This is a genomic window from Clostridium ihumii AP5 (assembly GCF_000612845.1).
Taxonomy (GTDB): domain Bacteria; phylum Bacillota; class Clostridia; order Clostridiales; family Clostridiaceae; genus Clostridium_J; species Clostridium_J ihumii.
In genome coordinates, this window is record NZ_CCAT010000075.1 from 1 (window position 1) to 9,403 (window position 9,403).

Below are 9,403 nucleotides of genomic sequence, written 5' to 3' on the forward strand. Positions count from 1 at the left end.
ATGCTGCTGCTACTGCTGCTTCTTTTTCTGCGTCTGCTTTAACTTGCTCAATTCCTTTAACTACTGCATTTTCAACGTCTAATACAGTCACAAATTCTTTATCATTTTTAATTGCTAAAACTTTTTCAGCTACATCTGTTGAAGTTTTTCCTTCAACTTTTGGATCTAATGATATATTCATAGCTTCTAAAGCTATTTTCATATTTTCTTTAGTATCAGCATTATTCACAGCAGTGAATTTGTCTTCATTTACTATTCTATCTATTTGGAATGAATCCATTTTTTCTGTTTTATTGTTATTTAAATCATATATTGGATTTGCTAACTCAACATCTATATCAACATTTTTATCTGCTGCGTTACATACACTTTCTTTGTCAAGCTTTAAGATTACTGTATCACTACCGTCTTTACCCGCTTCTTTATTAGCATATTCAACTGAGTCTACTTTATAGTCTCCATCTCCTATTTTAAATGTATCAACATTTACATTATGAACTTCAGTATTTAATTTAAATACTACTTTAGTTGCTACTTTATTATTATCTACAAATATTGTAGCTGAATCATCTACATACTTAACAACTTTTTTCTCAGATTCTGCAACATTTAACTTTAAGCTTTCAATGTTACCAGCTAAAGATTTTGTGTTTAATATAGTTGTTAAAGCTTCATCTTTTATAGATTTTAATGTAGTTACTTCTTTTTTAATATTGTTTTCAAATTTTAATGTTATTTTAGTTGCTTTTACATATTCACCTTCAGCAACTTTTAAGTTAACAACATTTGTGTCGCCGTCTACACATTGGTTATCTCCAAGTTTTATTGACTCTGGAACTATAGATGTAATTTCACCTTTTACATAGAATTCTATCTTTTTAGAATCTACAATATTAACATTAGCATTATTAGTTTTATTTAAAATATCATTTTCATCAAGTTGTGCACCACTTAATACTTCTATCTTATTATCATTAATTGCTAAGAAAGCATTCTTATCTGATTTTACAAATTTACTTCCTTCTTTACCACTTGAGATAATTCCACTTATTGGAGCAAAGTTGTTGTTTTCATCACACACTCTTCCAACTTTAACTTTTAATGTTTCTTCACCTTTTTCTACAATTGTATCTGGTACTGTTATAATTACAGCATTATTTCCTCTTAAGTCTATGTGAGCATCTTCAATTTCATCTAAAGTTTTATTCACAATTTTGTCAGTTTTTGTATCTTGTTCGTATTCTAAGTGATATAAAGTTTTATCTAATATAGAACCTTCTCCCTCAGTTTTCATAGCTTCACTAAATTCTATATAAATTTTATTAGTATCTTTTTCTCCACCATATCTAATTGATATTATTGATGGTGCTTTTGAATCTAAAGTATCAAGTTCAAATATAGATTCTGCTAATACATTTCTTTCTACACTTGTGTCATGAATTTTATTTCCCTTTATAGTTAATGTATATTTTCCTGATAATTCTCCATCAGTTTTAATTCTGTAAACTAAATTATTTCCTTCTTTTTTGTCAACAGATTTTATATTTTTATAATTTCCTTTATCATCTTTTAATCTATAATTACTTGTAATTATAGCATCATCTTCATCTACAAGTTTACTATATTTTACTTCTATTACTTTATCAGATTTATTGTAAGATACTGTAGCTGTTGGAGCAACTGTATCTTTAGCAACTGTAAATGCTATTTCTTTAGTTTTTAATTCATTTTCCCATAAATCTTGAACTTTATCTTTTTTGTCATTTCCATAAACTACAAGTATTTTATGGTCTCCTGATGGTATATCTCTATTAAAGCTAAGAACTAATTTTCCATCTTCCATTATAGCTTTTTCAGCTTTATACCCTGTATTATTTTCATAATCTAAGTAGTAAGAAACATTAGTATTTTTATCTTTTCCTTCTGTTTCAGCATTTTCTACTTCTTTATTAAATTGTAAAGTTACTGTATTCTCTGAAGTTTTATAAACTGAAGCTGTTACATCTTCTGTATTCTTTTTAGCTTCAAATTTTGTGCTTGTTTCTTCAAGTTTTAGTCCAGTATAATCACTTAATTTATTTTCCTTTATAGTTAAAGTATGCTCTCCGTCTTTAACCTCTGATCCTGTTTTTATTCTAATTACATTTGCATCTATTTTTTTAGCTTGAACATCATTATCTATTCTTGTTTTAGCTGTGCAAGTATATTTACCATTATCTATTCTTATAGCTGAAACTATTGTTGAAGGCGAATCTGATGTTACTGGCTCTGAGAATACTAAATCAAATTCTTTTGGTCCAACTTGTTTAACAGCCTTTAATTCTGGTAATGTGTTATCAAATAATTTAACTTTCTTATTCTCATATTTTTCAATAACTTCACTTTTATTAGCTGTCATTATATTTTCTACTTTTACTTTTACAGTTTCTTGGTTGTGTTTGAATTCAGTTGTATAAGCTTGTGGTAAAGTTAATATAACTGTTTTTCCATCTTCTTGTACCTCTGCTTTAGCTCCTACACCTGTATCCTTATTTGTGTAATTTTTAATATTTAATAAATCAGTATTGTGTTCATCAGTTTTAACTTCATAGTGATCTTTTATTGTTTCAGCACTATCTATATCTACTTTTTGGTTGAAGTTTATTTTTATTTGGTTAGCGTTTAATACTTCAACGCCAGTTACTTCTGCTTTATCACTTGGTTCTGGAGTTACATCTTTAACTTCTAAAGCTTTTACTATGTCAGCTAAAGTTGTAGCGTTTATTCCATTACCAACTTCTGTAACTTTTTTAGCTGTTTTATCTTTTAAGTATTCTAATTGTCCAGCACTTGCTTTAGCTCCTGCTAACATTACTGGGTTTCCTTCTTTTCCTGCTAATGGTCCAACTCCTAAAGCATCAACTAATTCAGTTGTTTTTGGGTTACCATCTTTAGCAACATAAAGATTTTCTATTTCTTTTTCTGAGTAGAATTTGTCTAGTATTGCAGCATTAGTTTCGTTTCTTGTTGCTCCACCTAGTCTTTCTGCTCCGATTTCTTTTTGTAATTTTTCAGATACAACGCCTTCTCCACCGATTACGTATTTTTCTTTAGCGTTTTTAACAACGTCTGCTGATCCTTTTAATTCATCTTTTCCAGCAAGAACTATTGCCATTCCATCTTTAGCTGCAGGTGCTGCTATTGATAAAGCATCTGATTCACCGTATCCATTAACTACAGCTACTTTAGAAACTTCTCCCATTTCTTTAACAACTGCTTCTGAAGTTTCGAATCTTGATTGTCCAGCAAGTCTTGTAACTTTTACGTTCATTGCTTCTAAATCTTTTTCTACTTCTTTAGATACAACGCCTTCTCCTCCAACGATTATAGCATTTTTAGCTCCTAATCTTGTGATTTCGTCAGCTGTTGCTTTTGTTAATTTAGCTGTTTCAGTTAATAGTATTGGAGCATCTTTTTGCTTAGCAAGTGGTGTTGCTGCTAGAGCATCTGGAATTGCATATCCTTCTACTAAGATTACAGTTTCAGCTTTTTCCCATTTAGCACTTACTGCTAAGTTTGTTTCGTATCTTGTTGCTCCTGCTAATTTCTCTTTTACAACTTTTTGTGATTCAACTGCGAATACACCAGTGCTAAATGTTGTAAGTGTAGCACCAAGTAATAGTGTTGAAATTACTCTTGAACTTTTTTTCATGTTTTTACTCCCCTTTTCTTTTTAGTAAAATTAATATTTAAGTCTAATACTCTAATGCATCTCAGCATTGTATAGAACATTGTTAATACACAGTATCCTAGTTTTAAGAACTTTATAGCTCTCTTTTTTCTGTTTTAAAAAGATTTTTGAAATAGAATACTAATTTCATATTAAAAATAAAGTCAGCACAACAATTCTAGTAAACTAAAACAGTTTGTACTAAATCATGCATCTATTTATAAATAATTAAGTATTTATTTAAGTTTTCCTTTTAAACTAGAAAATGTATCACTGATGTTCCATAATTATGCTGAGAATTTTTACAAAATCTTAGCCTGTCTATATTATTTAGCTAGAATCTGTACTTTAAAGCATTAGCTTTAATATTACAACTTTATATATTATTTATTTTCTTTTATATTTCTAAATTTTATATTTTATTACTATATATTATTACTGTATAAAATTAATCCTATTTTTGGGTTTAATTCATATTACAATATAATTTTACATTATATAATTTGTTTGTCAATATAAACCATGGTTAATTTTATATTATTATCTATTAATTTCTATTATATATATGTAATTTTATGTATATTTTTATTTTTAAACACTATAAATTTTATTTTAAATGGTATTTATTTCAACTATCTATTATAGTTTTTTATTATACATCCAATTTTAAAATTTTTTAAGTAGTTTTTTACCTTTTTTTAACTTTTTGTAGGTATTTTTTTCACTTTTTTTCATTTTTTTATTTTTTTATAATATAATTGATTTCATTTAAATAATTAGATGGCTTCATTTATCTTTTTCGACTTTTTCTCTCTTTTTTTTCACTTTTTTTATATTTTAGACATAGATAATCTAAATAGTAGTTTAAAATAACCTATATTTTTTTTATCATATTATTAGTTATTGATTTTTATTGAACTGCTTGCCAATTATCATTTATATGTAAATACTTTAAATGTGTTACATTTTAAATTTAAATTATATGTCAATACTTATATTTATGAATGAATTTTAATTTAGATGCTAAAATATGCTATATATATGAACTTATACTTTCTTAAATTATAATTTTAAAATTTGAAATAATATAACTTTGCTTTCTAATATATTTAATATAAATTAAGACATAAAAATAACCCCCTATTTTAATAGGGGGTCGTTTTTATATAATTCTATCCTTTCGGGAGTAAAGCCTAATAGGATATCGTGTTAACTTAAAATTATAATATTAAGATTCAGTAACTGAATTTACAGTTGCTTCTTCACTTGTAAAAGCACTGTCTGTAGCTTTTAATCTTACTTTGTAATTTCCAGCTGCCTCAACTGCTATTTCACCTGATTCATCTGCAGTCTTTTCAACCCATTCTCCATCAGCTAATTTAACTTCATAAGCTGTGCTAGGTGTTGCTCCTGTTATTTTTAAAACTCCAGCTGTTAATGATGCTGGTGCTGCTGGTCTTGCTGGTGCTACAATTGTTTGAACTGCTCCAACTTCTGAATTTGAAGTAGCTTTAACTCTAGCATATATTGTTTGTCCTGGAGTTATAGTTCCATCAAAGTCTGCGATTTTATTTTCAAATGCTGCATCATTCGCAACTTCCATTGTTGATGCATTAAATCCTGTTACTTTTTCAGTTGCATAATCTATTTTAAGTGTTGTAGCTGCTGGTGCTGCTTCAAAAACCTTAGCTTCTGCTGAGAAGTCTTTTAATTCGTTTTCTGCCATATCAGCTATTTTTCCAACTTGTTTTACTGTTACTTTATCTAAGTGACATGGATCTTCTTGATCTTTAACGTCTAAAGTTAATGTTACTTTTTCACCAACTTTAGCTGCAGAAACTACTTTGAATCCTTCAACTTCGAATGAGTATCTAGTTATAGCATCTAATTCTTCAGTGAATGTAAATTCAACTTTTTCTAACTTTTCATCAGCATTTTTTATAGCTTTTGCTGAATCTTTAACGTACTCTGGAGTTACTTTATCTACTATTGCAGTAACTTTTTCTACTCCTTTTGTAGTTCCTAAATCTGTTTCAGCTGCATCATCTGCAAATATAACTTTTAAGTTTCCTGTTGGATTAGTTGTGAAATTATCTTTTCCATCTACTTTAGAGAATGTTAAAGTTAATTTTGTTTTTCCTTCTTCAGTAGTAGCTATATCAGAGTTAGCTATTTTTAATTCGTCAGCAGCTTCTACTGATGGTGTCCAGTCGCTACCTGCTAATGTTCCTTTTTCAACTTTGATTTTAGAAACATCTTTAATTTTAGCTTCTGTTATTATTTCAACTTTGTTTCTACCTACAACGTTGATTTCATCTTCTATAACTATAGCATCTGCTACTGTTTCTTCTATTGTTGTAGTTGATCCTATTTCAGCTTTGTTTCCAGATAAATCTTGAACTTGTCCAATTTTAACTGGTGTTGCTGCATCTAATTCATTTTCTTCTGGTAAAGTTATTTTAACTTTTGAACCATTTGATCCTATTGATTCTATTTTAGCATCTTCTATGTCATTTAAGTTTTTCCACTGAGCTGCTCTTGTAGTAGTTGTTACTTGAACTTCATATAGTGATTTATCAAGTACTGAACCTGTTCCAGATGTTTTCATAGCTTCGCTATACTCTATAGTCATTTCGTTAGTGTTTTTTCCACCAACTACAACTTTTTTAACTGTTGCTGCAGTTTTATCTGGAGCTGCTATTTCAAAGCTTGTTTCAGCTAATTTATTTTTGTTTATTGTAGTATCTGTGATTTTGTCAGCTTTTACTACTAAAGTGTGATTTCCTTCTATTTTTCCAACTGTTAATGTTGCTTTTTTATCATTTGTGTTGTAAGCAACGCTTGATATAGCTATTTTTTCACCTTTAGAATTTTTTAATTCGTAAGCGTCAGCTTTATCTGCACCTTCAACATCTTTATCGAAAGTTACTTCAATGATGTTTGTGTTTTTGTATTCAACTTTTGATACTGTTGGAGCTGCTGTATCATTTTCAACTTCGAAAGCCATTTCTGATTCAGCTAATTTATTTCCCCATAAATCTTCTATTTTAGTTTCTTCTGCATCAGCATATCTAACTATTACTTTGTGATTTCCTGGAGTTATTAAATTGTTAAATTTAACATCTATTTTGTCTGTTGAACCTTCTACAGTTGTAACAGTTCCTTTAAATTGAGCAGACTCATTTACGTAGTCTAAGTAGAATTTAACGTTAGCATCTGTAAAGTTTTCTACTTTCTTGTTGAATTTTATAGTAGCTGTATCTCCTGATACTGTTACTTCATTCATTGCAACTGCTGAAGTATCTTTTTTAACTGTTAAAGTTTTTGTTATTTCGTCTGATTTTAATCCTACGAAGTCTACAAATGTTCCTTCAGCTATTTCTAAGCTATATTCTCCATCAGCTAAATCTACTCCTGTTTTGATTGTTACAGTATTTTCAGCATAGTTATACTCTGATCCTACTACTGTGTAGATGTTGCTTCCTTGTTTGATTTGTACATCGAATTTAGAACCTTTTTTAACTGGCTCAGAGAATGTTAAATCAAATTGTCTTGGTCCAACTTGTTTGATTCCTTCTAATGTTGGAACTTTTGTATCAGTCATTTTTACTGTTTCTTCATATTTAGGGAATTTTTCTTTTTTGTCTGCTGCTAATACATTTTCAACTTTAACATCTATGTTTTGTTGGTTAGTGTATTTAGCTACAGTTTCGTCTAAAGTTACAACAACTGTTTTGTTATCTTCTTTAACTATTATGTTGTCAGCTTTAACTGTTATATTTCCATCTTCACTACCTTTTAATGTGTAGTTAGCTGCAGTTTTAGCTGAATCTTTATCTACTTCTTTGTTGAATTTTATTTCAACTTGTCCACCATTTATAGCTTTTGCTGATAATATTTTAGCTTCTACGTTTTCTTCAACGTCTTTAACTTCTAAAGCTTTTACTATAGCTGCTACAGTGTTTGTGTTTATTCCGTTACCTACTTCTACTACAGCGTTTGCTGTTCTAGCTTTTAAGTAAGCTTCTTGTCCAGCACTTAATGCTGCTCCAGCTAATACTACTGGGTTGTTTTCTTTTCCTGCTAAAGCTCCTGCTCCTAGAGCATCAACTAATTCTGTCTCATTTGGATTACCATCTTTAGCTACATATATTTTATCTAACTCTTCGTTAGCGTAGAATTTTTCTAAAACTTCTGCGTTAGTTTCGCCTCTTGTAGCTCCACCTAATCTTTCAGCTCCGATTTCTTTTGCTAAGCTTTCAGATACAACGCCTTCTCCACCGATTACATATTTCTCTTTAGCATTTTTAACAACATCTTCTGAATTGTTTAAAGCATCTTTGCTAGCTAAAACTATAGCCATATCATTTGATGCTGCTGGTGCTGCTACTGATAATGCATCAGCTAATCCATATCCATTAACAACTGCAACTTTTTCTACGTTACCCATTGCTTTAACAACTGCTGCTGAAGTTTCGTATCTTGACTTACCGCCTAATCTTTCAACAGATACTTTCATAGCTTCTAAATCTTTAACTACGTCATTAGAAACTACTCCGTCTCCTCCAACTATGATAACTTTTTTAGCTCCTAATCTTTCGATTTCCTTAGCTGTTGAAGATGTTAATTTATCTCCTTCAGTTATTAATATTGGAGCTCCTTCTTTTTTAGCAAGTGGTGTAGCTGCTAATGCATCTGCTATACCATATGAGTTTACTAATACTACTGTATCAGCCTTGTCCCATTTAGCACTAACTGCTAAGTTAGTCTCATATCTTGTTGCTCCTGCTAATTTATCTTGTACTACCTCTTTTGATTCAACTGCGAATACGCCTGTGCTGAATGATGTAAGTGTAGCACCAAGTAATAATGTTGAAATTACTCTTGAACTTTTTTTCATTTTGTTTACTCCCCTTTTTGTTTTAGATTTTTTTATAAAAGGCATCTGTATTCTACCTAATTATCTATCTAATGCCTCTCAACACTATATAGAACATAGATTCATATGGTTGAAATACTTATTAACACAAATATCCTAAGTTTTTCGATTTTAAAATTTAACTAATTAAACTTAGCGATTATTTAAAATCTTTTCTATATTTCATACCGTAGTATGTTCTATATTTGTACTGAGATTTTATCATTACATTAAATTTTTTACATATTTTAAATTAAATATTCTTTTTGCTAATAATATTGTTTTTTACACTATATTTTGAATATTTACCTTATCTTTATACCTTATATTCTTGCAAACTTTGTTGCTTTTGTCAATTATTTTTTAATTATTTTTTAGTAAAATTTTATTGTTATGTGAAATTATTAATATATATCCATTGTTATCTTTTATTTCGACATTTTTCTTTATTTTTTTCTATTTTTCATCTAATTTTTTATTTATATTATTATTATCTAATTTATTTAGGCAAACTTTATATAATAAATTTTGGAAATTATTATAGTAATTATTGCAACTGTTTTTTAAATTGTTTGTATCCTTGCTAGATTTCATTTTTTTATTTGAAGATACTAATGAACAAGAGGGACAGACTTCTCATAGGCTAACTACCTTTTTATAATTTATCTACCCTTTTAAATAAGATAATTAACTGAGCAAGCAAGGTCAGTCCCATAGCCTTGCTTAGTTCTATTGGTTCATTTTTTGGAATGTACCAATCAACCAAAGGAAGTTTA

Annotated in this window: 2 protein-coding genes; both read right to left on the reverse strand. The window is 29.0% G+C overall.

Annotated features, from left to right (window positions below; all coding sequences use genetic code 11):
- Positions 1-3,691, reverse strand: a 3,691-nt coding sequence (locus BN346_RS20675; protein ID WP_051540455.1) for a cell wall-binding repeat-containing protein, incomplete at its 3' end; no start/stop codon positions are given.
- A gap of 1,246 nt (positions 3,692-4,937) precedes the next feature.
- A complete protein-coding gene (locus tag BN346_RS20680; RefSeq protein WP_081771043.1) occupies positions 4,938-8,609 on the reverse strand; it encodes a cell wall-binding repeat-containing protein in 3,672 nt (1,223 codons plus the stop codon).
- Positions 8,610-9,403 lie beyond the last annotated feature (794 nt).

Bases quoted from the DNA above. Each gene is read 5' to 3' on its own strand.
- BN346_RS20680 (WP_081771043.1), bottom strand. From the start codon at position 8,609: ATGAAAAAAAGTTCAAGAGTAATTTCAACATTATTACTTGGTGCTACA.